Genomic DNA, 22,583 nt, shown 5'->3' with positions numbered 1-22,583 from the left:
CACCCTATCCCGCCCGTCGGGGACGGTCAGTGGGAGAAGCGGTCGAGCAGGTGCCGGGCGGCGCGGTCGACGGCGGTGGCGTCGGCCGGGTCGGGGACCTTGATCTGGGCGCCGGTGACGGTGTACCACTCCTCGGCGCCCTTGTACTGCACGCGCAGGCGTACCGTGCCGTCGGTCTCGACCTTCGGCTCCAGGGTCAGCTCGCCGGTGATCGTGCCGACCTCGTCCGTCATCACCCCGCCGCGCGGCGCCATCACGTCAACCGTCATGCCCCCCGCCTACCCGGCCGCCCCACGCCCGGAACCCGTGGATCCAGATGAACTGTGGTCGCGCCCGCGACCACAGTTCATCTGGATCCACCACGCTGTGCCGTCACGCGGCCGGTTCGCCGGCGAGCGCGCCAAGGGCGTCGCCGGAAACGCGGTACACGGTCCAGTCGTCCATGGGGACCGCGCCGATGGACCGGTAGAAGTCGATCGCGGGCGCGTTCCAGTTCAAAACCCACCACTGCAGGCGGGTGTAGCCGCGCTCGCGGCAGATGCGGGCCAGCTCGCGCAGCAGCGCCTTGCCGTGGCCGCGGCCCCGGGCGGCGGGCCGGACGAACAGGTCCTCAAGGTAGATGCCGTGCACGCCGTGCCAGGTGGAGAAGTTGAGGAACCAGATCGCCACGCCGACCGGCTCGCCGCTCTCGTCGTCCACGGCCAGGTGCGCGAACGCGGCCGGGTGCGGCCCGAACAGCGCCGCGTGCAGCTGCTCGGCGGTGGCCTTGGCCTCCAGCGGGGCCTTCTCGTACTCGGCCAGCTCGCGGATCAGGTCGAGGATGACGGGGACGTCGGCGGGCACGGCAGGACGGATCATGGTGCGCACCATACTCGCTGGCGTCCCAGCTCACGCCGACTAGGCTGGCCCGGTGGGCACCGTACTCTCCGTGAATCTGGGCGCCGCGCGGCCGAGCGCGGCCGCCGACATCGGCATGACCGCGATCGACAAGCACCCGGTGGACCGCCCGGTGCGGCTGCGCGCCCCCGGACCGCGGACGGGCGGGCTGGGCAGCGGCCTGGAGGGCGACGACATCTGCGACCGGCGCCACCACGGCGGCGACGACCAGGCGGTGTACGCCTACGCCCGCGAGGACCTCGACGGGTGGCAGGCCGAGCTGGGCCGGGACCTGTCCGGCGGCCTGTTCGGCGAGAACCTGACCACGTCCGGGATCGACGTCAACGGGGCGCTGATCGGCGAGCGCTGGCAGGTCGGCGAGCACGCGGTGCTGGAGGTGTCCTCGCCGCGGATCCCGTGCCGGACCTTCGCCGACCAGATGCGCGAGCAGGGCTGGATCAAGACGTTCACGCAGCGGGCGCTGCCGGGGGCGTACCTGCGGGTGGTGGTGCCGGGTGAGGTGCGCGAAGGCGACACCGTGACGGTGCTGCACCGGCCCGAGCACGACGTGACGGTGGCGCTGACGTTCCGGGCGCTGACCCTGGAGCCGGAGCTGCTGCCGCAGCTGCTCGCCGCCGACGCCCTCCCCGAAAAGATCAAGGACAAGGCCCGCCAGCGTGCGGCGAGGAACAAACGTTGAGTTGCCGCTACGGTCATACCTTCCTAGCATTACCGGTATGACCGCGAAGTTCACGATCAGTCTGCCTGACGATCTTGCGGAGGTTGTCCGGTCGGGCGGCAACGCGTCCGGCTACATCGCTGAGGCCGTCCGTATGCGGCAGCGTCTGGAGGCGACGCAGGTTGCGCTGGCGGCGGTCGGGGTTCATGACGTGCCGCGCGAGGAGTACGAACGCATCGCCCGTTCCGTGGCTGAGTCCGACGCACGAAGATCGGATCCTGACCGCCGCCGCGTGCTGGACGCGCGTCTGGACGAGCTGGCCAGGCGCCGCAGGTGACATCGACGATCCGGGTTCTTGATACCGGAGCGCTGCTCGCGTACGCCGAACGTCGTGATCCGCAAGTGGCCTATCAACTGTCTTTCTGTGCCGATCTGGGCCGCACCATGCTGACCTCGGTGCTCTGCGTCGCCGAGGCATACCAACGCGCTGAGGGCGAGACCGCCGACCTGTTGGACATCTTGCTCGAACTGCCGACCGTCGAGATCGCAGAGTGTCGGCTGCAGGACGGCGACCTGGTCGGCGTGATCGCTAAGCGCGTTGGCAGGCTCAGCCTCGCCCACTCCTGCCTCTTGGCAATGGCTGAGGACGTTCCCCTGATGACGCGTGACGCGAGCGCGGCTCATGAAGTGCTGGAGCAAGCCTTGGTGTGGGCTATGCCCTGATCGTTGCCGGCCGTCAGGCGGCGAGGGTGCCGTCCAGGACAGTGACGGCGTGGCCGGTCAGGTCGACGCGGTCGCCGCGCAGCACAGTGCGGACCAGGCCCGAGCGGGCCGAGGCCTGCAGGCCGACGAGTTCGTCGCGGCCGAACCGGGCCGACCACAGCGGCGCGAGCGCCGAGTGGGCGCTGCCGGTCACCGGGTCCTCGGGCACGCCGACGGCCGGGCCGAAGAACCGCGACACGAAGTCGTAGCCGGCCGCCGGGTCCTCGGCCGGTGCGGTCACGATGACGCCACGGGTGGCCAGCCGCGCCACCGCGCCCAGGTCCGGAGCCAGGGTGCGTACGGTCTGCTCGTCGGCGACCTCGACCAGCAGGTCGGCGAGCGCCCCGGTGTCGTACGAGGCGAGGATCGGCACGCCCAGCGCCTCGGCGGTGCCCGGCAGCGGGTCGATCGGGATGACCGGGAAGACGGGGAAGTCCATGGTGATCGAGCCGTCGCCGCCGACGGCCGCGGTGAGGATGCCGCTGCGGGTGTCGAAGCGGATCGTGCCGGTGGCCAGCCCATCCTCGCCGAGGGCGTGCGCGGTGGCCAGGGTCGCGTGGCCGCACAGGTTGACCTCGGTGCGCGGGGTGAACCAGCGCAGCGCCCAGTCCCGCCCGCCGCGCGGGTGCGCGAACGCGGTCTCGGACAGGTTCAGCTCCGCCGCGACGCGCTGCATCCAGACCGCGTCGGGAAACGAGTCACCGTCCAGCACGCACACCCCGGCGGGGTTGCCGCCGAAAGCCCGGTCGGTGAAGGCGTCCACGATCCTGATCCGCATGAGCAGACCTTAGACCAGCGGGTACGCCGCAGACTGCAGCCAATCCGCGTCGCGTGGCCCGCACGTGCTCACGGGCAGCGCCGGCACAGGCCTAGACGGGCAGCGGGCGGTAGTAGGAGTCGACGGCGGGCTGGCCGGTGTAGTTGGGGCCGGCCTGGTCGTCGGCTCCGGCATACGCGAACGGCAGGACCAGCTCGCGTGGGCCGGTGCAGGTGAGCAGCCGCCTGCGTCCGTCGTAGGCGAGCCCGGCCGTGCGCAGCAGGCGGCGCAGGGGCTGGACGGCAGGTGTGCCGTCGAGCAGCCGGATGCTGCCGAGGTCGAGGTGCGCGGCGAAGAACCCGTCCGGCGCCAGCCAGGTCAGCACCCGGGCGAGCGTGCCGAGCTTGTCGCCGACGTAGTGCAGCCCGTGCACGCACGTGATCAGGTCGAAGGTCCGGCCCGGCTGCCACTCGCCGAGGGAGGCGGTGACCAGGGTCAGGTCCGGTGCGGCCGTCGCGGCCGGGTCGAAGTGGCCGGCCAGGTCCACGCCGGTCAGGGTCAGCCCGTCGAGCTGCTGCGCGGCAGCCTGGGCCAGGGCGCGTCCCTGTCCGCAGCACAGGTCCAGCCAGGACGCCGTGCCGTGCTCGGCCAGCCGGGGCCGCAGCCGGTCGAGCGGGTGGAAACCGAGGTCACGGGCGTAGCTGTTGACGCCGTCGAGGCCGCGCTCGCGGTTCATCGCGTTGTTGGCGACCACCGAGGAACGGTGCAGTTCCGTGTCGTCGATCAGCCGCATGGGCACAGATCATGCCACCGTCCGCCCGGGACGGCCGCCCGCCCATGACGTCAGGCCGATCGGAGCGCCGGGCACGGCTTCTGCTCGCGGGCAGCAGGGCTGCGCGGGTGGCACCTACCCGCTACCTTGCACGCCGAGATCCATTACGGGGATGAGGCGGTCGGTTCGTGGCGCGGGACAGGTCGTACCTGATACTGGCGGCGTGGCTGGTGGGCTCGGCGGCCGTGGTGGCGGCGCTGATCTTCCTGGTGCCGGAGCCGATCACCCGCGATCCGGTGTTCCGGCTGTCGTTCCTGCTCGCCTGTTTCGTCGTCCTTCCCCAGTGGGACGTGGTCAAGCATGCAGCTGCCGGCCGGACTGCCGCCGACGCGGGCGAGCGCCGACACCCAGCCGTGCATCTTCTTCACCACCTCTTCCGTGAGTCGCCCTTCCGGTGGGTGAACGGGTGGGCCGCGTTGTCCCTGGCCGTCTGCGCGGTGCTGCGGTGGCTGGTGCCCGGTGACTGGGCGCGCGGCTGGTACCTGCTTGCCAGCCTCGTCGCCAGCGGCATCGCGCTGAGGGCGCAGGCGCGGAGCGGCCCAGAGCGGGTGGGCACTGGCGCCGCGCCGGGGACACCGGTGCGGGAACCGCTCGCCGCGCAGCTCGAATGGGAGTCGGGTGACCACTCGCGGGAGGTGGCGAGCGTGGCTGAGCTGCGCGACCTGCTATGGCAGCTGCACCACGAGGCCGCTGGACGGCCCACGCCCGTCGACTTGGTCCTGCCGGGCGCGCCGCGCGCCGTCATCGGCCTCGGGGAGCCGGACAGCATGGTGCTGACGGTGCCCGAGGGCGGGCCGCCGCAGGTGGCCGTGGCCGGTCCGGACGGTGTCTCCGGTGTGCCGGTCGTCTACACCGATGATCGCCAGGCGGTGTTCCCTCCCGGCAGCGAGATCCCCGTTGACGTAGCGATCGACGTGCTGTGCGCGTACTTCGTCGCGGGTGAACTGCCGCGCCCGGATCGGGCGGCGGCGTGAAGATTCTTACTCGGCCGGGGCACCGGGCGTGGCGCGGGACGGTTATGGTCGGCGGCTGACGTCACAGGGGAGCTGACATGGCTGACGGTAAGGGCGTTACGCGTCCGGTCCCGGGCGAGGGCGAGACGGCGGTCTCGGTGGCGCTCATGGCCTGCCTCGCGCTCGCGGTCGTGGTCATCGGGCTGTTCATGCTGGTGCCGGACCTGCTCGGCAAGGACCGAGGGCTCAAGCTGGCCGGGATCGTGATGCTCGTCGGCCTGGGCCCGCAGGCGATCCGGTACGTGATGGGCAGGCGGCGGGGTACGCCGGCGCGGCGGCGGGGCAGGCTGCTGCGTCACCTGTTCCAGGATTCGCCGTTCTGGCTGATCAACTGGTGGCTGGTGAGCACGCTGGTGATCGGAGGGCTGCTCTGGCTGCTGGTGCCGGCCGATTGGGTCGAGGCCTGGTTCTGTGTGGCGTTGTTCTGCGTGATCGCGCTGGACGCGGACCTCGCGCGCCGGGGCCGCAGATCTCTGCGCGCGGTGCCGCCCGGGGCGGGCGAGTGACATGCGATGTGGACGGCGACGATGACGGCACACGAGACACCGGCCGCGCCGAGGCCGGAGTGGGGCGGGCCGCCCCGGGAGGCGGCGGGGCCGGCGCGCCGCGACTACTACCACGACCCGGCCGCCCCGGCGGCGACGCGGATCGTGCCCGGCGGGGTGGCCGTGCTCGCCGACGAGTACGGCCGGGTGCTGCTGCAGCGGCGCACCGACTCGGGCAACTGGGCGCTGCCCGGCGGCACGATGGAGGTCGGCGAGACCCTGGAGCGGTGCGTGGTGCGGGAGGTGCGCGAGGAGACCGGACTGGACATCGAGATCACCGGCCTGGTCGGCATCTACACGGACCCGGGCCACGTGATCGCGTACGCCGACGGTGAGGCGCGCCAGCAGTTCAGCATCGACAACCGGCCTGCGCCCTATCTGGGCTGACGCCGGTCACGCGGCGGCGAGGGCCTGCGCGATGGCGAGGGTGTGCTGGTACTCGCGCCAGTGGGCGATGCGGCCGTCGCGGGTGCGCAGCACGCCGACGAACGGCGCGGACGCGCTCACGCCGGTGGTGGTGACGGTGCCGCCCAGCTCGTACTCGACGACGATGACGTCGGGGTCGGCGGTGTCGTGTGCGGCGGTGATGTCGCACCGGTCGAACCGGACGGGCAGGGTCGCGCGTCCTGTCTGGGCGTACGCGATGAAGGCCGCTCTGCCCTCGATGCGGGTGGGGCGGCCGGGTGCGGCAAAGGGCATCTCGACGACGAGGTCTTCGGTGAACAGGTCTTCATCCAGGTCGGACTGGGCGGCGAGGAACCACTGCCGGCGCAGCCGGTCGAACGCTTCGCGGGGCGTGGGCACGAGGCACCTCCGGTAAAATGAGCGTTGACTCAGGTTCTCCACGATAGTGAGTGGGGACTCATCTTTCAAGGGAGTACGTGTGCCAGCCGACGCCAAGCCGCTGCGCGCCGACGCGGCGCGTAACCGCGCCCGGATCCTGACCGCGGGTGCGCAGGTGTTCTCCGAGCGCGGCCCGGCCGCCTCCACCGAGGAGGTCGCCAATCGCGCCGGGGTCGCCATCGGCACCGTCTTCCGCCACTTCCCGACCAAGGCCGACCTGCTCCGGGCGATCATGAAGGACCTGCTCGACCGGCTGCTGTCCGACGTGGACGGCCTGCTGCGTGACAGCGCGCCCGGCGACGCGCTGTTCGCGTTCTTCACCGGCCTGGTGGCCCACGCCGCGCGCCAGAAGACCGTCGTCGACCTGCTCGCCGAGGCGGGCTCCGGGCTGAACGTCCCCGACGCCGTCGGCCGGCTCGAGCGCTCCGTCGGCAGCCTGCTCGAGGAGGCCCAGCAGGCCGGCACGGTACGCCGCGACGTCGCGCTGCCCGAGGTGATGGCGCTGCTCGCCGCCGTCTGCCAGGGCGCCGTCCAGGGCGGCTGGCCCCCCGACCTGCAGACCCGCACCCTCGCCGTCGTCTTCACCGGCCTCACCCCACGCTGACCCCGCCCCGCCCCGCCCCGCGGCCCGGCGGCCCGTCAAGACCACTCGACTTGCCTGGCAGATGGGCGAAAGCGCGCTCAAGATACGCCCAGGTGCCAGGCAAGTCGAACGATCATGCGGGCGGGCCGGCGGACGAGTCGGCGGACGGGCGGGCGGAGGGCCGGACGGGCGGACGGCGGCCGCGGCGCCGGCGGGGACGATCACGGGGCGGTGGGACCCGGCACGGGGCGTTATCGTGGCGCGATGCGGGCGCTTAGGGCGTGGAACGCGGTCGGGCTGCTGCTGTGCGCGCTCGTCCTCGTGGATGCGGTGCGGCCGGGTCCGAGCCGGATCGGGGCCGGCATCATCGGGATGATCGGCCTCAACGCCGCGATGTTCGGCGCCGTGCTGCTCGGCTACCTGCTTCTTCAGGGACTGTTCGATCCCGACGTGGCGCGTGACGCGTACGCCGACACCCCGGCCTGGCTGAAGGCGGCGGTGGCCGCCCTGCTCGCGCTGCTGCTCGGCGCGTTCGTGATGGCGTGCGCGGCGGGCAACGTGGAGCAGGCGCCCGACGGGTACTGGTTCGAGTCCCACGGGCGGCGGACCGGCCCGGCCAGCGCGGAGCGCTACCAGTTCGCGCAGTTCGCGCTCCAGTTCCTCATCGCGTCGCTGTTCGGCACGTTCTACGCGGCGAGCGGCGCCTTCCTGCGAGCCGTGCACCGCGCCCGGCCCGCCCGTGACCCGGCTTGATCACTCGACTTGCCTGGCAGATGGGCGAATGCGCGCTCAAGATACGCCCAGGTGCCAGGCAAGTCGGATGATCAAAGGCGCGCTAGGCGGACTCGGTGCGGGCGCGGGGTGGGCAGAGGGCGTCGCCTGCGGGGCCGCCGCAGGGGCGCAGGCGGATCTCGGTGATGGCGTGGCGGTCCACGGAGGTGACCTGCGCGGTCCAGCCGTCCAGGTGCACGATCTCGCCGGGGCGGGTCGGCACGTGGCCGAGCACGGCGATGACCAGCCCGGCGACGGTGATGTAGTCCCCGTCGGGGCGCTGGCCGAAGTTGACGCCGATGTCGGGCAGGTCGTGCATCGGGAACGTGCCGGGCAGCAGCATGTCGCCGTCCTCGCCCTGCTGCACCGCCATCACGTCCCGGTCGGCCTCGTCGTAGATCTCCCCGACGACCTCCTCCAGCAGGTCCTCCATGGTCACGATGCCGTCCACGGCGCCGTGCTCGTCCACGACCAGGGCGAACTGCTGCCGCTCGACCTTGAAGCGGCGCAGCGCGTCCCCGGCGTGCAGCGAGTCGGGCAGCAGCAGCACCGGTCGGGCGACGTCGGCGACCGTGCCGTCGTCCTGGCTGAGCAGGTCGCGCAGGTGCACGATGCCGATGGTGTCGTCGATGTTGCGCCGGCGCACCACCGGCGCCCGGGAGAAGCCGGACCCGGCCAGCTCCTTGCGGGCCACGTCCACGGGCAGGTCGGCGTCGAGCAGGAAGACGTTGCGGCGGGGGATGAGCACCTCGCGCAGCACCCGTTCGGTGATCTCCACGGCGCCGGCGATGATCAGCCGCTGCTCGGCGGTGAAACCCCGGTGCACGCTGACGAGGTCGCGTACCTCCTCGGGGGTGATCTCGTCGCGGTGGCTGCCCGGGTCCCCGCCCATGAGGCGTACGCCCAGGTCGGTGGCTTTGCTCAGCACCCACACGAACGGCCGTGAGATCGCCGCGAGCGTGGTCAGCGGGCGCCCGGCGAGCCGGGCCCAGCGCTCGGCGTGCTGCATGGCCACGCGTTTGGGCGCCAGCTCGCCGAAGACCAGGGTGAGGAACGTCAGGACCAGGGTGACGCCGACGACGGCCACGGGTCGGGCGGCGCGGCCGAGGAAGCCCAGTGCGGGCTGCAACACCTCGGCCAGGGCGATCGCGGCGGTCGCCGAGGCCAGGAACCCGGCCAGTGTGATGCCGATCTGGATGGTGGCCAGGTACCGGTTCGGGTCCCGGGCCAGTGCCGCGGCGGCCGCGGCGCCGCCACCCTGCTGCTCCATCCGGCGCAGCTGGCCTTCACGAAGGGAGACCAGCGCCATCTCGCTGCCGGCGAACAGCGCGTTCACGATGATGAGTACGGCTACCAGTACGAGCTGGATCCAGTGGTCGCCCACCGCGCATCACCCTGGGCCCGCCTGGTCTGTCAGCCGGTACGCGCAGGCCGGGCACAGGCCCGGCCCCGTATCACAGCCTTCCATTCGGTCAACGGTATCAGCAGCTCAGCGGTCTGTCCGCGCGTTGGGTCAGCGGCCGCCGCGGGGCTGGTTGCCCTTGCGCAGGTGCATGCCCGTCGACTGGCCGGTCGGCATGTGGGTGCGTGTCGTCTTCTCCCGCGCGGCCATGGCGGCCTGCCGGGAGCGCTCCTCGGCCCGCTCGGTGGCCCAGCCGGAGTGCGAGTCGGGCCCGTGCTCGTGCTCGGCGTGCGGAGCGCCGGGCTGGTCCTGCTCGGCCGGCTGCTCGGCCTCCGGGTGCCGGCGGGACTGGTTGTTCTTGTGGTTCCTGGCCATCGCTCCTCCTCGAAGAATCACCTCCACGCTAAGAGCGCGGGAGCGGGGGCGCAGGCCGTTGCCGGAATGGCGCCTGATCAGGCGGGGCGCAGCAGGCCGGGCAGGGTGTCCAGGCCGTCGACGATGGTGGCGTGGCGGGCCGCGTCGGGCTTCTCCGAGCCGAGGTAACCCCAGGGCCCGCGGCGGATCAGCACCGGCATCATGCCGGCGCGGGTGGCGGGCAGCACGTCGTTGTCGACACGGTCGCCGACGTAGCAGATGTGCGCCGGCTCGAGCGCGGCGACCTCGGCGACCTTGGCGAAGAAGTGCGGGTGCGGCTTCTCGATGCCCCACTCGGCGGAGGTGAAGATCGCGTCGACGGGCAGGTCCATCCGCTCCAGGGCGGCCTTGGCCTGCGGCGGCTGGTTCCCGGCGATGATCACGGTGAGGCCGCGGCGGCGCAGCTCGGCGAACGCGGGCCGCACGTCGGGGTAGAGGTCGGCCTCGTCGAAGTTCTCACGCAGGCCGTCGGGGTCCTCGACGGCCCAGGCGGCGATCTCGGCGTCGACGTCCAGGCCGGGGCGCAGCAGCTCGAACGCGTCGCCGTGCGGGCGGTCCATGGCGGCCATGCCGCCGAGCAGGCCGAGCATGGCGAAGCGGGGCACGCCCAGGCGGTCGGCCCAGCGGCTCCAGATGCGGGTCTCGTCGATCAGCGTCTCGCCCACATCGAACACCACTGCCTTGATCATCTGCCCAGGATAACGGGCGGGCGGGCCGATACCGCCCCGGGTGCGCGGCCCGTGCCGCCCGTCACCGCCGGTGCGGGGACCGGGGAAATGTGGTCGATCATCGGCTCGCCCCGGCGTAGCGTGCGCCGGGTGGAACCGATGACAGAAGCCCAGATCAGGCGGGCGATGAGCAACTGCTCGCGCGGCGACGCGTCGGCGATGACGCTGCCGAAGGACTTCGCCGAGCGGGACTGGCCGTCGCTGACCTTCCTCGGCTGGCGTGACCCCAAGCTCGACCAGCGGGGGTATGTGCTGCGCTGGCGCGACGGCAAACCGGTGGGGCTGCTGCTGCGCGCCGCCGGCTCGTCCATGTCGCGCGGGCGGGCGGCGATGTGCCTGCTCTGCCAGGCGGTGCGCACCGCCGACGAGGTCACCCTGTTCACCGCCCGCCGCGCCGGGGACGCCGGGCGGCGCGGCGACACGGTCGGCACCTACATGTGCGCCGCCCTGAACTGCCTCCCCGGCGACGACCTCGCCACCCGCCTCGACGCCTTCCTCGACGAGGTCCTCCACCCCTGACGCCCAGCCGGCTGGGCCCGGTGGTGCAGTTTCGGGGAAACTGCACGGCTCCTGGCTTCGATTCGTGCAGTCTCCCCGAAACTGCGGACGCGGGTCGTCGCCTGGGTTGAAGGTGTGCCGGGGTGCCGGGCCCACCCCGAGGGGCCCGGCACCCCGGAGTCTCAGCGGCGGGACAGGGCCGTCAGGTGGCGCGCGGCGGAGGCCAGCGCGGTCGCGATGAGGGTGTCCAGCAGCTCCGGGTAGGACATGCCCGCGGCCTGCCACATGCGCGGGTACTGCGAGGCGGACGTGAAGCCCGGGAACGTGTTGACCTCGTTGAGGACCGGCTCGCCGCCGTCGGCGGGCAGGAAGAAGTCCACCCGCAGCAGCCCCCGGCAGTCCAGCGCGGTGAACGCCTGGATCGCCAGCTCCTGCAGCCGTGACGTCACGGCCGCGTCCAGCCGGGCCGGGATGTCGAACACGACCTCGCCCGCCGTGTACTTGGCGTCGTAGTCGAAGAAGCCGTGCCCGTCGGTGACCCGGATCTCCAGCGGCGGCCCGGCGCGCAGGCTGCCGTCGGGGAACTGCAGCACGGCCACGTCCACCTCGCGGCCGGTCACCCCCGCCTCGACCAGCACCTTGCCGTCGCAGGCACGGGCCGCGTCCAGCGCGGCGGGCAGCGCGGCCCAGTCGTCGACGCGGGTGACGCCGATGCTGGACCCGGCGCGGGCCGGTTTGACGAACACGGGCAGGCCGAGCCGGTCCCGGTCCGCGGGGGACAGCTCGTCCGTGCCGGGGCGCAGCACGGCGCCGTCGGCCACGCGCAGCCCGTCGGCGGCGAGGATCTTCTTGGTGAACTCCTTGTCCATGCCGGTCGCGCTGGCCAGCACCCCGCTGCCGACGTACGGGACCCCGGCCAGCTCCAGCAGCGACTGCACGGTGCCGTCCTCGCCGTACGGGCCGTGCAGGGCGGGGAACACCACGTCGGCGCGGCCGAGCGTGCGCAGCGCGTCGCCCATGCCGACGGGCAGGCCGTCGACGTGCCAGGCGCCGTCGCGGCCGATGAGCACCTCGGTGACGTCGTAGCGGCCGCGGTCGAGGTGGGCCAGGATGCTGTGGGCCGACTTGCACGACACCTCGTGCTCGCCGCTGCGCCCGCCGTAGACGATCGCCAGTTTCATGCGCGCTCCTTGCTCCGTGCGTACCGGCGGGGGACCCGGGGGCCGATGCCGGTGAGGATCTCGTGGGGGTTGGTGCCGGCCCAGGCCGCCCAGTCGGCGGCGGTGGGTTCGCCGTGCGTGCCGGGGCCGAGCACGGTCACCGGATCGCCGGGGTGCACGTCGAGGTCGCCGGCGTCGACGACGCACTGGTCCATGGCGACGCGCCCGGCCAGCGGGCGGCGTACCCCGCCGAGCAGCACCTCCGCTCGCCCGCCCGCGGCGCGCGGGACGCCGTCGGCGAAGCCGAGCGGGATCAGGGCCAGGGTGGTGGGGCGCGCGGTGACGTGGTCGTGGCCGTAGCCGACGCCGGTCCCGGCGGGCACCCGCTTCACCAGGGTCACGTGGCTGCGCAGGGTGAGCGCCGGGCGCAGCCCGAACGTACGGCCGGGCACGGGCTCGACCCCGTACACGGCGATCCCGGCGCGGACCAGGTCGTAGTGGGTGCGCGGGGCGGTGAACACCGCGGCCGAGTTGGCCAGGTGCAGCAGGTCCGGGCGCAGCCCGGCGTCGCGCGCCCAGGCCACCGCCTCGGCGAACGCCGCCGCCTGCGCGGCCACCCCGATCGGGCTGGTGTCGGCGGTGGCCAGGTGCGACCACACCCCGCGCACGGCCAGCGCACCCTCGCGCTCGTACTTACGCGCCCAGCTGACCAGCTCGGGCCACCCGTCGGTCCCCGCCCCGCCCCGCGACATCCCCGTATCGATCTTCAGATGCACATGCGCGAGGAAGGGCACCTTCTTATCGTTTTCCGTAGTAGAAGGTGCCCTTCCTAACGCCTGGACCAGGGTGTGGAGCTGGTCGGCGGTGTTGACGGAGACGTCGATGCCCGCGGCGGCCAGCGCCGCGTAGTCGGTGTACGGGCCGTGCAGCCAGCTCAGCACCGGGGCGGTGATACCCGCCTCGCGCAGCGCCAGGGCCTCGGCCGCGCTGGTCACGCCGAGCCAGGTGGCGCCCCCCGCCAGCGCGGCCATGGCCGCCGGCACCGCGCCGTGGCCGAACCCGTCCGCCTTCACCACGGCCATCACCGCGGCGGACGTGGCGCCCCCGATCAGCTCGACGTTGCCCGTGACCGCCGCGAGGTCGACGACCGCCTCGGCCAGCTCGCTTGTCACGGTGAGTAGTGGACAGGAGGGCGTGTGAGCGTACCGAGAGCGATTTCACTAACGCCCTGCTAACACGGCGTGTGCATACTTGCGAGCGGTCGAGGAGGTGGCTTTTGCGGGTCCTGGTGGTGGAGGACGAGGAGCTGATGGCCGAGGCCGTCGCGGAGGGCCTGCGGCAGGAGGCGTTCGCGGTGGACGTGGCCCACGACGGGGCGGCGGCGCTGGAGAAGCTCGCCGTGAACGCCTACGACGTGCTGATCCTGGACCGGGACCTGCCGAAGGTGCCCGGCGACGAGGTGTGCCGGCAGGTCGTGGCGCAGGGCATGGACGTGCGGGTGCTGATGCTCACGGTGTCGGTGACCGTCGCCGAGCGGGTCGCCGGGCTGACCCTGGGTGCCGACGACTACCTGCCGAAGCCGTTCGCGTTCGCCGAGCTGGTGGCGCGGGTACGGGCGCTGGGGCGGCGGGCCCGCCCGGCCGCGCCGCCGGTGCTGGAGCGGGCCGGGATCCGGCTGGACCCGCACCACCGGGAGACGTACCGGGACGGGCGTTACGTGAGCCTGTCGCGGCGCGAGTTCGCGGTGCTGGAGGAGCTGCTGCGGGCCGAGGGCGCGGTGGTGAGCGCGGAGACGCTGCTGGAGAAGGTCTGGGACGAGCACATGGACCCGTTCAGCACGATCGTGCGGGTGACCATCAGCGGGCTGCGGCGCAAGCTGGGCGAGCCGCAGCCGATCGAGACGGTCACTGCCGTCGGCTACCGGATCCGCTGATGGGGCTGTGGAGCGGCAACCTGCGGGTCCGGCTGACGGCGGTGTTCAGCCTGCTGTTCGCGCTGGCAGGCGGGGCGGTGCTGATGGGCACGCTGATCCTGGTCGACAACAGCATGGATTACAGCCTGAACATCCTGATGGCCGACAGGTACAGCCGGCTCAAGCCGGACGACTACGAGGGCGCGACGCAGCTGGCGAGTTCGGCCTACGCGTCCAAGCAGGCGATCCTGGATTCGATGCACGCCAACCTGCTGTTCAAGGGCGGGCTGACGTTGCTGGCGGTGTGGCTGGTGGTCACCGCGGCGGGCTGGTTCGTGGCGGGGCGGCTGCTGCGGCCGCTGAGCATGATCACCGCGACGGCGCACCGGATCGCGGGCCGGACCCTGCACCGGCGCATCGACCTTGACGCGCCGCCCGGCGAGGTGAAGAGCCTGGCGGACTCGTTCGACAGCATGCTGGACCGGCTGGACGAGGCGTTCGCGGGGCAGGGCCGGTTCATCGCGAACGCCGCGCACGAGCTGAAGACCCCGATCGCGCTGAACCGCACCCTGGTCGAGGTGGCGATGGGCCGCCCGGACTGCCCGCCGCAGACGCGGCAGCTGGGGGAGAACCTGCTGGCGGTCAACCTGCGCCACGAGCGGCTGATCGACGCGCTGCTGACGCTGGCGCGGGCGGAGGACGCGGTGACCGAGCGGCGGCCGGTGGACGTGGCCGACCTGGCCAACATCGCGGTGAGCACGACCGAGCCGCTGGCGGCGCGGCAGCAGGTGCAGATCGTGCGGGAGCTGTCGGCTGCGCCGGTGGTGGGTGATCCGATCCTGCTGGAGCAGCTGATCCGCAACCTGGTCGACAACGCGGCGCGCTATAACGAGGCGGGCGGCTGGGTACGGGTGCAGACGGTGGCCAAGCCGCGCCACGCCGAGGTGGTGGTGAGCAACACCGGTGCGGTGATCTCGGCGTACGAGGTGCCGGCGCTGTTCGAGCCGTTCCGGCGGCTGACCGACCGGGTGGGCTCGGCACGGGGCAGCGGCCTGGGGCTGTCGATCGTGCGGGCGGTGGCCAAGGCCCACGGCGGTGACGCGGTGGCGGTGCCCCGTCCCGGAGGAGGCCTGGTGGTGCGGGTGATCCTGCCGCGGGCGCTGCCCGTGCCGGCGGCGCCGCGGGTGGTGCCGGCTGTTTCCGCGAGCGGCACCGGCGCGGACCACATATGACAGACTTCTACTGAGAGTAGTTATTGCGCCACCCCGGGGGGCATCACGGCGGTGAGAGAGGGTCTTCGCGGCACACGCGCCGGGTTCGACCGAACCCAGGCGACGGTGATCGTCGCGGGTGTGGCCTGGCTGGGGTGCTATGCCGCACTGCTCAACTACAGCCGTGACATGCCGGAGCTGGCCCGCTTCGTCGGCGAGGTGCTCTACCTGGTCCCGATCATCGCCTGCACGGGGCTGGCGGTGTTCGCCGCGCGGCGCACCCGGCAGCGGGTGCGGATCGCGTGGCGGATGCTGGTGGTGTCGAACGCGCTGTGGCTGCTCGGCGAGAGCATCTGGGCGGTGTACTCCTACGTCCATCCGGAGGGGCCGCCGGTGCCGTCGCTGGCCGACGCCGCCTACCTCGCCTCGTACGCGGTCGCGCTGCCCGCGATCGTGGTCGGACTGGGGCTGGGGGTGGTCGGCCGGGGACAGGGCCTGCTGGACGCGCTGCTGGTGGCGGCCGGGGCGGGCGCGATCGGCTGGCAGATGATCATCGCACCGCTGGTTCCGGAGGATTGGACCGCTGCCGCGCTGATCACCTTCCTGTATCCGGTGTTCTCGGTGAGCATGGTCAGCATCCTGGTGGCGGTGCTGCTCAGCGGCACTCAGCACGTGCCCCGCTCCATGATCGTCGTCGGGGCGGCGTTCGGGCTGGCCGGCATCACCGACGGCGCCTACGCCTACCTGACCGCCGTGCGCTCGTACGAGAGCTGGAGCTGGGTGAACCTCGGCTGGCAGACCGAGGCGGTGCTGCTGTGCGTGGCGGCGGTGACCGCGGCCGGCCGCCGGGAGGGCGACGAGCCCGGGGCGGCCGACCCGGACATCACGTTCCTGCCCGCGGTGGTGGCCGTGCTCGCCGTCGGGGCGCTGGCGGTGGCCGACCTGATCCTGGTCGGCCGGCTCAGCGAGGTCACCCTTGCGGTGATCATGCTGTTGCTGCTGGGGCTGCTGGTGCGCCAGGTCGTCGCCACGCGCGACCGGACCAGGCTCACCCAGCGGCTGCGCACCGCCGCCACCACCGACCCGCTCACCGGCCTGCACAACCGGCGGTTCTTCGAGGAGGTGCTCGACATCGAGGCGGACCGGGCGATGCAGCGCGGCGACCCGCTCAGCCTGGTGCTGATCGACCTGGACCACTTCAAGCAGATCAACGACACGTACGGGCACTCCGTCGGCGACGCCGTGCTGATCGAGGTCGCGCAGCGGCTGCGCCGCTCGTTCCGGGCCGGGGACCTGCTGTGCCGCTACGGCGGTGAGGAGTTCCTGTGCCTGCTGCCCGGCACCGGCGGCCGGGAGGCACTCGACCTGGCCGAACGCGTCCGGCAGGGGCTGTGCGCCACGCAGGTCGGCGTGCTTGGCACCGACGAGCAGCTCACCCTGACCGCGTCGCTGGGGGTGGCCACCGCCGAGCCGGGCACCGGACGGCCCGTCATCGACCAGCTCGTCGACGACGCCGACCAGGCCGTCTACCGCGCCAAGGCGCTCGGCCGGGACCGGGTGGTCGGCTCGGGCCGCTACGCCGCGCCCGCGTTCGACACCGCGCTGCCCCTGCCCCCGGCGCTGGTGTGGCTGGCCGACCGGGTCGACCGGGCCGTCGGCGAGCGCGAGCACAGCGCCGCGGTGTCGCGCTGGGCGCTGCGCACCGCGGCCCGCATGGGGCTGGACGACGCGGTGCAGCGGCGTACCGCCGCCGCGGCCCGCGTACACGACATCGGCCGGGTCGCCGCGGTCGCCGAGGGTGACGGCCTGCACCGGGGCGAGGACGACCGCGGCCATCCGGAGGAGGGGGCGCGCCTGCTCACCGAGCTGGCCGACCTGCCCGAGCTGGCGCCGCTGGTGCGGGCGCACCACGAGTGGTACGACGGCACCGGCTTCCCGCGGGGCTGCGCCGGGACCGACATCCCGGTCGAGGCGCGCATCATCACGGTGTGCGACGCGTGGTCGAGGCTGCGCAGCGCGGCGCTGGCGGTCGGGGAGCCCGCCCTGGCCGGTTCGTGCTCGCAGATCCTGGCGGGCCGGGGCACCCGGTTCGATCCGGCGGTGGTGGACGTGTTCCTGTCGCTGGTCGACGACGGCGCCGTCGACGAGCCGGCGGCGCTGCCGCCGGAGCATCCGGTGATCAGCGGCCGCCGGATACCTTGAGCGTCGCGCCGGTGGCGTAGGACGCCTCGTCGGACAACAGCCAGACGATCGCGGCGGCGATCTCCTCGGGCTGCCCGGAGCGGCCCAGCGGTGCGGACGGGCCGAGCCGGTCGGCGCGGCCGGCCTCGCCGCTGCCTGCGTGGAACCCGGTGTGGATGACGCCGGGGGAGACCGTGTTGACCCTGATCCCGGCCGGTCCCAGTTCCTTGGACAGGCCGACGGTCAGCGTCTCCACGGCGGCCTTCGAAGCGGCGTAGTGGATGTACTCGCCGGGGCTGCCCAGGCTCGCGGCGACCGAGGACACGTTGACGATCGCGCTGCCGGGACCGAAGCGGCGGGCGGCCTCCTGGGCGCACAGGATCGCGCCGACCACGTTGACGTCGACGACCCGGCGCAGGTCGGCTTCGGACAGCTCGGTGAACGGGCCGATCGTGCTGCTCACCGCGGCGTTGTTGACCAGGCCGGTGGGGGTGCCCAGCTCGGCCTGGGCGCGGTCGAACAGGGCGCGCACCTGGGCGCTGTCGGACACGTCGACCGCGACCGTGATCGCGCGGCGGCCGGCGGCGCGCACCTCGGCGGCGACCTGCTCGGCGGTCTCGGCGTCGGTGCGGTAGCCGATCGCCACGTCGTGGCCGGCCGCGGCGAGCTTCCGGCAGGTGGCCGCGCCGATGCCGCGGCTGCCTCCGGTGACGATGACGATCCCCATGGCGCCATTAGATCAACCGCGCCGGGCGGGTGGCACTGTCACCGCCGACACACCCGATGCGCGGCGCGATGGCGTACTGCGAAGATGTCCCTCTCTTCAGCATGGTGTCGGTGCCTGTTTGTCGGACGGCTCTGATAGAACATGCGTATCAAATATGTGTTCGGTGAGGGTTGATGCGGCGGCCATGCTGCCGCTGCGGGAGAGTTGGAGCGCGGTATGGCGGGACTGTCGACTCAGGAGTTGACCCAGATACAGGAGACGCTCGCGTCCGGCAAGCGCCCCAAGGTCATGTTCACCGAGGCGGCCGGCCAGATCGCGGGCCAGCTGGGGCAGGTCGTGCAGCTCGACGACCCGGCCACCCACGACGAGTGGATCCTGGTGAAGTTCGGCAGCGACGTGCTGCCGTTCGCGCCGGGTGACCTGTCCATCCCGCCCAAGGGGCACACCGTGCGCAAGCCGGCGCCCGAGCCCGTTCCGGAGCCGGTCGCGCCGCCCGAGCCCGAGTTCATGATCATCCGCGAGAAGCCCGTACGTCAGGAGCGATCCGTGTCCGAAACCCCCGAGGTGCCCGCCGAGACGTCGAGCGTCGCGCCCGCCCCCCGCAAGCCCGCGGCAAAGGGCCCGAAGGTCAAGCCGCCGGCCGGGTTGACCGTGACGCTGGCCTACACCGAGGGCGAGTGGACCGTCGGCGCGGTGCAGGGCACGAAGGCGCTGGCCAAGCCGTATGTCATCAAGGCGCAGGAGGCGCTGAAGATGGTGTCGATGCTCGACGTGCCGGGCGTGCAGGAGGCCGTGGAGCAGATCCTGGCCGCCGAGCGGGCCGAGGCCGAGGCGCACGCGGGCAAGCTGCGCGCCGAGCTGGCCGAGCTGGAGGCCAAGCTCGCCGAGCTGGGCGCCGCCGGCGTCTGAGCCGTCCCGACGGCGGCAGCGCACCGGGCGGTGCGCTGCCGCCGTCTGCGTCTCACCGGGTGGCGGGCTGCGGCGTGACCAGTTCCTCCGGTATGTGCTGGGTCCCGATGCGCTTGCGGAACACCCAGTAGGTCCAGCCCTGGTAGAGCAGCACCAGTGGTGTGAAGATCACCGCCACCCAGGTCATGATCTTCAGGGTGTACGGCGTCGACGACGCGTTGGCCACGGTCAGGCTGTTGGTCACGGGGTCGACGGTCGAAGGCAGCACGAACGGGTAGAGGTCGGCGAACAGCGACGCCACCGCCAGCGCGATCGCCGCCGCCGTGCCCGCGAACGCCCAGCCCTCCCGCCGGCCCTGCGGGTCGTCGCGCGACGGCAGCCGGTTGGCGATCAGGCCGCCGACCAGGCACAGCGCGGCGAGCACGGCCAGGATCAGCGCGGGGGTGGTGGCCCGGCGGGCCAGGGTCAGCCCGAGGAACAGCGCGGCGGCGAGCACGGCGGCGATGCCGAGGCGCTCGGCCAGCCGGTTGGCCCGCTGCCGGATGTCGCCGACGGTCTTCAGCGCGATGAACACCGCCCCGTGGGTGAGGAACAGCGCCAGCGTGGTCAGGCCGCCGAGCAGCGCATACGGGTTGAGCAGGGTGAAGAAGCCGCCGATGTAGTCGTGGTCGGCGTCGAGCGGCACGCCGCGCACGATGTTGGCGAACGCGACGCCCCACAGCACCGCGGGCACGAACGAGCCGAACACGATGCACCGGTCCCAGCGCCGCCGCCAGACCGGGTCGTTGCGCTTGCCGCGGTACTCGAACGCGACCCCGCGCAGGATCAGGGCGAGCAGGATGAGCAGCAGCGGCAGGTAGAAGCCGGAGAACACGCTGGCATACCACTCGGGGAACGCGGCGAACATGGCCCCGCCCGCGGTGATCAGCCAGACCTCGTTGCCGTCCCACACCGGCCCGATCGTGTTGATCATCACGCGGCGCTCGCGCTCGTCGCGGCCGAGTACGGGCAGCAGCATGCCGACGCCGAAGTCGAAGCCCTCCAGCACGAAGTAGCCGACGAACAGCAGCGCGATGAGCAGGAACCAGACGGTCGACAGTTCCATGAGGCGGCGTCCTCCTAGTACGCGAAGGCCAGCGGGCGGTCCTCGTCCGGCTCGGTGGGCGCCGGTGAGGACACGTCGGGCAGCCCGGCGCGGGCGAAGTGCAGCAGCAGGCCCACCTCGACCACCGCGAGCGCGCCGTAGAGCAGCGTGTACACGATCAGGGAGGTGATCACGTCGCCGGAGCTGACGGCGGGTGAGGCGGCCACGGCGGTCTTCATCTGGCTGAACACGATCCAGGGCTGGCGGCCCATCTCGGTGAAGATCCAGCCGAAGGAGTTGGCGGCCAGCGGCAGCAGCGGCAGCGCGATCATGCCCCACATCAGGAAGCGGGTGCTGCGGCGGCCCGGCTCGGGGGCGCGGCCCTTGCGGATCGACCACAGCGCCCACAGGGCGAGGATCGCGGCGACCACGCCGGTGCCGATCATGAGGCGGAACGTCCAGTAGGTGACCGGGATGTTGGGCATGTACCGGCCGGGCCCGAACTGCTGCACGTAGGCGGCCTGCAGGTCGTTGATGCCCTGGACGCGGCCGTCGAAGGAGCCGGTGGCCAGGAACGACAGCACGCCGGGCACGTCCAGGGACCAGACGGGGCGGCTGCCGTCGAGGGTGCCGATGGTGAACAGGGAGAACGGCGCGGGCTGCTCGGTCTGGTAGAGCGCCTCGGCGGCGGCCATCTTCATCGGCTGCACCTCGGTCATGATCTTGCCCTGGATGTCACCGGTGACCAGCAGGGCGGCCATGGAGATCAGCGTGGTCCAGGACCCGAGCTTCACCGCGCCCCGGAACGCCGCGGTGTCCTTGCCGGGACGGCGCACCAGGTGCCACATGGCCACGGCGGCGACCAGTGCGCCCGCGGTCATGAACGCCCCGGCGATCGTGTGCGGGATGGTGATCAGGGCGACCTTGTTGGTCAGCACGGCCATGAAGTCGGTGAGTTCGGCCCGCCCCCGCTCCGGATTGATCTTGTAACCGACCGGGTGCTGCATCCAGGAGTTCGCGGCGAGGATGAACGCGGCACTGAGCACGGTGCCGATCGCCACGATCCAGATGCAGGCCAGGTGGATCTTCTTGGGCAGCCGCTCCCAGCCGAAGATCCACAGGCCGAGGAAGGTCGACTCCAGGAAGAACGCCAGCAGCGCCTCCATGGCCAGCGGCGCGCCGAAGATGTCGCCGACGAAGCGCGAGTACACGCTCCAGTTCATGCCGAACTGGAACTCCTGCACGATGCCGGTGACGACCCCCATCGCGAAGTTGATCAAAAACAGCTTGCCGTAGAACTTCGTCAGCTTCAGCCACTTGTCGTCGCCGGTCCGCATCCAGGCCGTCTGCATCCCGGCGACCAGGAACGACAGCCCGATGGTGATCGGCACGAACAGGAAGTGGTAGACGGTCGTGATGCCGAACTGCCAGCGGGCCAGCTCCGTCGCGTCCATGCCCAGCGCTCCCCACACGCGCGTGTATCGATCCCCCTTTTGGCGACCATACGCAGGTCACGGGCCTGTGGTAGGGGAGTTGGGCGACCTCGTGGCAGGATCTTCGACCGTGAGCCCCTCACCGACCTGGACCCCGCCCCCGCTGCTGCGCTTCGCGCAGTGGCTCGCCGAGGGTGTGACGCGGCTGCTCGCGCGTCTGGAGGTGACCGGGGACCTGCCCGCGCGGCTGCGCGGCGGGCCGCTGATCCTGGCCGCGAACCATCTCAGCCCGTTCGACCCGATCGTGGCGGCCGCGGCGTTCCGGCGGCTGGGCGTGCATCCGCGGATCATGGCCAACGCGGGACTGTTCCGCACCCCCGTGATCGGCCCGCTCATGCGCAGGCAGGGCCACATCCAGGTGGACCGCGGTGAGCCCACCGCCGGCAACGCGGTCACCGACAGCGTCACCGCGCTGGCCGAGGGCTCGCTGCTGATGATCTACCCGGAGGGGCGGATCGGCCTCGACCCGGCGATGTGGCCCGAGCGCGGCCGCACCGGGGTGGGCAGGCTCGTGCTGGCCACCGGCGCCCCGGTCGTCCCGATCGCGATCTGGGGCAGCCACGAGGTCCTGCCGTACGCCGCGCCCACCGGCATGTGGCCGGTGGTCTGGCGGAACCTGCGCCTTCGCCCGAGGGTCCGGGTGCACGTCGGCGCGCCCGTCGACCTGTCCGGCGTCGATCCTGAGCGGCCGGGCGCGGCGCAGCGCATCGCCGACCGCATCATCGACGCGATCGACGCGGAGCTCGTCCCGCTGCGCGCCGACGAGCCCGGCCTGCCCCGCTGCACCGACCCGACCCGGCCCGCCGAGACCCGCCGCGCGCGCGTGCGCAGCCCCCGCTGACCGGCCGCGTCAGGGCGGCGGCACGCGGCGCGAGCGGTAGGCGGCGACCAGCTCGCGGGTGGTGGCCAGCCCCAGCTCCTGGCGCAGGTCGGCGATGCGGCGGTTGGCCGTGCGCAGCGACAGGTACTCCGCGGCGGCAGCCGCGGCTATCGTCGCGCCGTCGGCCAGCCGGTCCAGCAGCGCACGCTGCACCGGAGACAGCCGGCGGAGCCAGTCCACAGGGTCGTCCTCGGCCACCTGAGCACCCCTTCACGGCACAATGTCTCTCGGAAAGATCGATTCGTTTCGACGCGGTGGTGCGGACATTCTCACCGATGTCGCCCGTTGTTGGCGAGCGGTCAGTATGGGGGCAACGCGGACGC

The 22,583-nt window shown here is 72.4% G+C and carries 27 protein-coding genes and 1 pseudogene; 14 read left to right on the top strand and 14 right to left on the bottom strand.

The features are described from left to right. Positions 1 to 26: 26 nt before the first annotated feature. Together Cba03nite_RS31500 and Cba03nite_RS31495 are read right to left on the bottom strand one after the other, a co-directional pair. On the bottom strand, positions 27 to 269 hold the full coding sequence (locus Cba03nite_RS31500; RefSeq protein WP_203754101.1) for a hypothetical protein: 243 nt from the start codon (positions 267 to 269) through the stop codon (positions 27 to 29). Positions 270 to 372: 103 nt separating this feature from the next. Next, entirely contained in the window at positions 373 to 858 is a 486-nt protein-coding gene (locus Cba03nite_RS31495; protein ID WP_203754099.1) for a GNAT family N-acetyltransferase, read from the bottom strand. Positions 859 to 910: 52 nt separating this feature from the next. On the opposite strand from Cba03nite_RS31495, the gene Cba03nite_RS31490 reads away from it, so the two are divergent. From Cba03nite_RS31490 to Cba03nite_RS31480, 3 genes are read left to right on the top strand one after another with little or no spacing between them, the layout of a single operon-like run. After that, positions 911 to 1,576 (top strand): MOSC domain-containing protein, encoded by a 666-nt coding sequence (locus tag Cba03nite_RS31490; protein ID WP_203754097.1) that lies wholly within the window; start codon positions 911 to 913, stop codon positions 1,574 to 1,576. Positions 1,577 to 1,613: 37 nt separating this feature from the next. Then, entirely contained in the window at positions 1,614 to 1,892 is a 279-nt protein-coding gene (locus Cba03nite_RS31485; protein ID WP_203754096.1) for a hypothetical protein, read from the top strand. Then, positions 1,889 to 2,278 carry a PIN domain-containing protein gene (locus Cba03nite_RS31480; protein ID WP_203754093.1) on the top strand — a complete coding sequence of 130 codons (390 nt, stop codon included), beginning with the start codon at positions 1,889 to 1,891 and terminating at the stop codon, positions 2,276 to 2,278. The genes Cba03nite_RS31485 and Cba03nite_RS31480 overlap by 4 nt, the downstream gene beginning before the upstream one ends. 13 nt (positions 2,279 to 2,291) lie before the next feature. Here Cba03nite_RS31480 and Cba03nite_RS31475 read toward each other — a convergent pair whose 3' ends face one another. Continuing rightward, positions 2,292 to 3,095 carry a PhzF family phenazine biosynthesis protein gene (locus tag Cba03nite_RS31475; RefSeq protein WP_203754088.1) on the bottom strand — a complete coding sequence of 268 codons (804 nt, stop codon included), beginning with the start codon at positions 3,093 to 3,095 and terminating at the stop codon, positions 2,292 to 2,294. A 91-nt stretch (positions 3,096 to 3,186) separates the two neighbouring features. Then, positions 3,187 to 3,867 carry a class I SAM-dependent methyltransferase gene (locus tag Cba03nite_RS31470; protein WP_203754085.1) on the bottom strand — a complete coding sequence of 227 codons (681 nt, stop codon included), beginning with the start codon at positions 3,865 to 3,867 and terminating at the stop codon, positions 3,187 to 3,189. Positions 3,868 to 4,034: 167 nt separating this feature from the next. Here Cba03nite_RS31470 and Cba03nite_RS31465 point away from each other — a divergent pair, with 167 nt between their 5' ends. The 3 genes and pseudogenes from Cba03nite_RS31465 to Cba03nite_RS40570 form a co-directional block, all read left to right on the top strand. Further along, positions 4,035 to 4,880: an Imm1 family immunity protein gene (locus Cba03nite_RS31465; RefSeq protein ID WP_203754082.1), complete on the top strand. Its 846-nt coding sequence runs from the start codon at positions 4,035 to 4,037 to the stop codon at positions 4,878 to 4,880. Between the two features lie 77 nt (positions 4,881 to 4,957). After that, positions 4,958 to 5,425, top strand: a complete 468-nt coding sequence (locus Cba03nite_RS31460) for a hypothetical protein (protein ID WP_203754080.1) — start codon at positions 4,958 to 4,960, stop codon at positions 5,423 to 5,425. Positions 5,426 to 5,566: 141 nt separating this feature from the next. Beyond that, positions 5,567 to 5,821, top strand: a pseudogene (locus Cba03nite_RS40570) (NUDIX domain-containing protein); the annotation flags it as partial. A 36-nt stretch (positions 5,822 to 5,857) separates the two neighbouring features. On the opposite strand, the gene Cba03nite_RS31450 reads toward Cba03nite_RS40570, so the two are convergent. Further along, complete coding sequence (locus Cba03nite_RS31450) at positions 5,858 to 6,268, bottom strand: nuclear transport factor 2 family protein (RefSeq protein ID WP_203754076.1); 411 nt, start codon at positions 6,266 to 6,268, stop codon at positions 5,858 to 5,860. Between the two features lie 79 nt (positions 6,269 to 6,347). Between Cba03nite_RS31450 and Cba03nite_RS31445 the strand changes: the two genes are divergently transcribed. Then, positions 6,348 to 6,911, top strand: a complete 564-nt coding sequence (locus Cba03nite_RS31445; protein ID WP_239126145.1) for a TetR/AcrR family transcriptional regulator — start codon at positions 6,348 to 6,350, stop codon at positions 6,909 to 6,911. Positions 6,912 to 7,154: 243 nt separating this feature from the next. After that, positions 7,155 to 7,643 carry a hypothetical protein gene (locus Cba03nite_RS31440; RefSeq protein WP_203754074.1) on the top strand — a complete coding sequence of 163 codons (489 nt, stop codon included), beginning with the start codon at positions 7,155 to 7,157 and terminating at the stop codon, positions 7,641 to 7,643. An 82-nt stretch (positions 7,644 to 7,725) separates the two neighbouring features. Here Cba03nite_RS31440 and Cba03nite_RS31435 read toward each other — a convergent pair whose 3' ends face one another. The 3 genes from Cba03nite_RS31435 to Cba03nite_RS31425 form a co-directional block, all read right to left on the bottom strand. Continuing rightward, positions 7,726 to 9,045: a hemolysin family protein gene (locus Cba03nite_RS31435; RefSeq protein WP_203754072.1), complete on the bottom strand. Its 1,320-nt coding sequence runs from the start codon at positions 9,043 to 9,045 to the stop codon at positions 7,726 to 7,728. Positions 9,046 to 9,174: 129 nt separating this feature from the next. Then, positions 9,175 to 9,438 carry a hypothetical protein gene (locus tag Cba03nite_RS31430; protein ID WP_203754070.1) on the bottom strand — a complete coding sequence of 88 codons (264 nt, stop codon included), beginning with the start codon at positions 9,436 to 9,438 and terminating at the stop codon, positions 9,175 to 9,177. 77 nt (positions 9,439 to 9,515) lie between these two features. Further along, complete coding sequence (locus Cba03nite_RS31425) at positions 9,516 to 10,166, bottom strand: HAD family hydrolase (RefSeq protein ID WP_239126144.1); 651 nt, start codon at positions 10,164 to 10,166, stop codon at positions 9,516 to 9,518. 138 nt (positions 10,167 to 10,304) lie between these two features. Here Cba03nite_RS31425 and Cba03nite_RS31420 point away from each other — a divergent pair, with 138 nt between their 5' ends. After that, positions 10,305 to 10,724: an FBP domain-containing protein gene (locus Cba03nite_RS31420; RefSeq protein WP_203754067.1), complete on the top strand. Its 420-nt coding sequence runs from the start codon at positions 10,305 to 10,307 to the stop codon at positions 10,722 to 10,724. Positions 10,725 to 10,885: 161 nt separating this feature from the next. Here the strand turns inward: Cba03nite_RS31420 and Cba03nite_RS31415 are convergent, their stop codons facing one another. Continuing rightward, entirely contained in the window at positions 10,886 to 11,884 is a 999-nt protein-coding gene (locus tag Cba03nite_RS31415; protein ID WP_203754064.1) for a D-alanine--D-alanine ligase family protein, read from the bottom strand. Further along, positions 11,881 to 13,035, bottom strand: coding sequence for an alanine racemase (gene alr, locus Cba03nite_RS31410; protein WP_239126143.1), 1,155 nt, complete (start codon positions 13,033 to 13,035; stop codon positions 11,881 to 11,883). The genes Cba03nite_RS31415 and alr overlap by 4 nt, the downstream gene beginning before the upstream one ends. A 104-nt stretch (positions 13,036 to 13,139) precedes the next feature. On the opposite strand from alr, the gene Cba03nite_RS31405 reads away from it, so the two are divergent. From Cba03nite_RS31405 to Cba03nite_RS31395, 3 genes are all read left to right on the top strand, one after another. Next, entirely contained in the window at positions 13,140 to 13,796 is a 657-nt protein-coding gene (locus Cba03nite_RS31405; RefSeq protein WP_203754061.1) for a response regulator transcription factor, read from the top strand. Next, positions 13,796 to 15,007: a sensor histidine kinase gene (locus tag Cba03nite_RS31400; RefSeq protein ID WP_203754058.1), complete on the top strand. Its 1,212-nt coding sequence runs from the start codon at positions 13,796 to 13,798 to the stop codon at positions 15,005 to 15,007. Before Cba03nite_RS31405 ends, Cba03nite_RS31400 begins: the two co-directional genes overlap by 1 nt. 120 nt (positions 15,008 to 15,127) lie before the next feature. Continuing rightward, positions 15,128 to 17,188 (top strand): diguanylate cyclase, encoded by a 2,061-nt coding sequence (locus tag Cba03nite_RS31395; RefSeq protein ID WP_203754056.1) that lies wholly within the window; start codon positions 15,128 to 15,130, stop codon positions 17,186 to 17,188. Here the strand turns inward: Cba03nite_RS31395 and Cba03nite_RS31390 are convergent. Continuing rightward, positions 17,166 to 17,894, bottom strand: a complete 729-nt coding sequence (locus tag Cba03nite_RS31390; protein ID WP_203754054.1) for an SDR family oxidoreductase — start codon at positions 17,892 to 17,894, stop codon at positions 17,166 to 17,168. The two genes, Cba03nite_RS31395 and Cba03nite_RS31390, sit on opposite strands and share 23 nt — an antisense overlap. A 216-nt stretch (positions 17,895 to 18,110) precedes the next feature. Here Cba03nite_RS31390 and Cba03nite_RS31385 point away from each other — a divergent pair, with 216 nt between their 5' ends. After that, positions 18,111 to 18,803, top strand: a complete 693-nt coding sequence (locus Cba03nite_RS31385) for a hypothetical protein (protein WP_203754052.1) — start codon at positions 18,111 to 18,113, stop codon at positions 18,801 to 18,803. A gap of 52 nt (positions 18,804 to 18,855) precedes the next feature. Here Cba03nite_RS31385 and cydB read toward each other — a convergent pair whose 3' ends face one another. Together cydB and Cba03nite_RS31375 are read right to left on the bottom strand one after the other, a co-directional pair. Next, positions 18,856 to 19,908, bottom strand: coding sequence for a cytochrome d ubiquinol oxidase subunit II (gene cydB / locus Cba03nite_RS31380; protein ID WP_203754050.1), 1,053 nt, complete (start codon positions 19,906 to 19,908; stop codon positions 18,856 to 18,858). 14 nt (positions 19,909 to 19,922) lie between these two features. Next, entirely contained in the window at positions 19,923 to 21,341 is a 1,419-nt protein-coding gene (locus Cba03nite_RS31375) for a cytochrome ubiquinol oxidase subunit I (protein ID WP_203754048.1), read from the bottom strand. A 109-nt stretch (positions 21,342 to 21,450) separates the two neighbouring features. Here Cba03nite_RS31375 and Cba03nite_RS31370 point away from each other — a divergent pair, with 109 nt between their 5' ends. Beyond that, positions 21,451 to 22,221, top strand: a complete 771-nt coding sequence (locus Cba03nite_RS31370) for a lysophospholipid acyltransferase family protein (protein WP_239126142.1) — start codon at positions 21,451 to 21,453, stop codon at positions 22,219 to 22,221. A gap of 9 nt (positions 22,222 to 22,230) precedes the next feature. Here Cba03nite_RS31370 and Cba03nite_RS31365 read toward each other — a convergent pair whose 3' ends face one another. Further along, the gene (locus Cba03nite_RS31365; protein ID WP_239126141.1) at positions 22,231 to 22,458 is read right to left on the bottom strand and encodes a hypothetical protein; all 228 of its coding nucleotides are present in this window, start codon (positions 22,456 to 22,458) and stop codon (positions 22,231 to 22,233) included. Positions 22,459 to 22,583: the final 125 nt, after the last annotated feature.

It is taken from the genome of Catellatospora bangladeshensis (assembly GCF_016862575.1).
Taxonomy (GTDB): domain Bacteria; phylum Actinomycetota; class Actinomycetes; order Mycobacteriales; family Micromonosporaceae; genus Catellatospora; species Catellatospora bangladeshensis.
Note: the sequence above shows the minus strand (reverse complement) of the source record. Positions and strands in the feature narration are given on the sequence as shown.

What these genes read in the sequence shown, in the direction of transcription:
- Cba03nite_RS31390 (WP_203754054.1), bottom strand. Translation starts at nt 17,894, where the DNA reads ATGGGGATCGTCATCGTCACCGGAGGCAGCCGCGGCATCGGCGCGGCC.
- Cba03nite_RS31415 (WP_203754064.1), bottom strand. Translation starts at nt 11,884, where the DNA reads ATGAAACTGGCGATCGTCTACGGCGGGCGCAGCGGCGAGCACGAGGTG.
- Cba03nite_RS31495 (WP_203754099.1), bottom strand. Translation starts at nt 858, where the DNA reads ATGATCCGTCCTGCCGTGCCCGCCGACGTCCCCGTCATCCTCGACCTG.
- Cba03nite_RS31385 (WP_203754052.1), top strand. Translation starts at nt 18,111, where the DNA reads ATGGCGGGACTGTCGACTCAGGAGTTGACCCAGATACAGGAGACGCTC.
- Cba03nite_RS31475 (WP_203754088.1), bottom strand. Translation starts at nt 3,095, where the DNA reads ATGCGGATCAGGATCGTGGACGCCTTCACCGACCGGGCTTTCGGCGGC.
- Cba03nite_RS31425 (WP_239126144.1), bottom strand. Translation starts at nt 10,166, where the DNA reads ATGATCAAGGCAGTGGTGTTCGATGTGGGCGAGACGCTGATCGACGAG.
- Cba03nite_RS31375 (WP_203754048.1), bottom strand. Translation starts at nt 21,341, where the DNA reads ATGGACGCGACGGAGCTGGCCCGCTGGCAGTTCGGCATCACGACCGTC.
- Cba03nite_RS31420 (WP_203754067.1), top strand. Translation starts at nt 10,305, where the DNA reads ATGACAGAAGCCCAGATCAGGCGGGCGATGAGCAACTGCTCGCGCGGC.
- Cba03nite_RS31460 (WP_203754080.1), top strand. Translation starts at nt 4,958, where the DNA reads ATGGCTGACGGTAAGGGCGTTACGCGTCCGGTCCCGGGCGAGGGCGAG.
- Cba03nite_RS31440 (WP_203754074.1), top strand. Translation starts at nt 7,155, where the DNA reads ATGCGGGCGCTTAGGGCGTGGAACGCGGTCGGGCTGCTGCTGTGCGCG.
- Cba03nite_RS31470 (WP_203754085.1), bottom strand. Translation starts at nt 3,867, where the DNA reads ATGCGGCTGATCGACGACACGGAACTGCACCGTTCCTCGGTGGTCGCC.
- Cba03nite_RS31500 (WP_203754101.1), bottom strand. Translation starts at nt 269, where the DNA reads ATGACGGTTGACGTGATGGCGCCGCGCGGCGGGGTGATGACGGACGAG.
- Cba03nite_RS31400 (WP_203754058.1), top strand. Translation starts at nt 13,796, where the DNA reads ATGGGGCTGTGGAGCGGCAACCTGCGGGTCCGGCTGACGGCGGTGTTC.
- cydB (WP_203754050.1), bottom strand. Translation starts at nt 19,908, where the DNA reads ATGGAACTGTCGACCGTCTGGTTCCTGCTCATCGCGCTGCTGTTCGTC.
- Cba03nite_RS31485 (WP_203754096.1), top strand. Translation starts at nt 1,614, where the DNA reads ATGACCGCGAAGTTCACGATCAGTCTGCCTGACGATCTTGCGGAGGTT.
- Cba03nite_RS31430 (WP_203754070.1), bottom strand. Translation starts at nt 9,438, where the DNA reads ATGGCCAGGAACCACAAGAACAACCAGTCCCGCCGGCACCCGGAGGCC.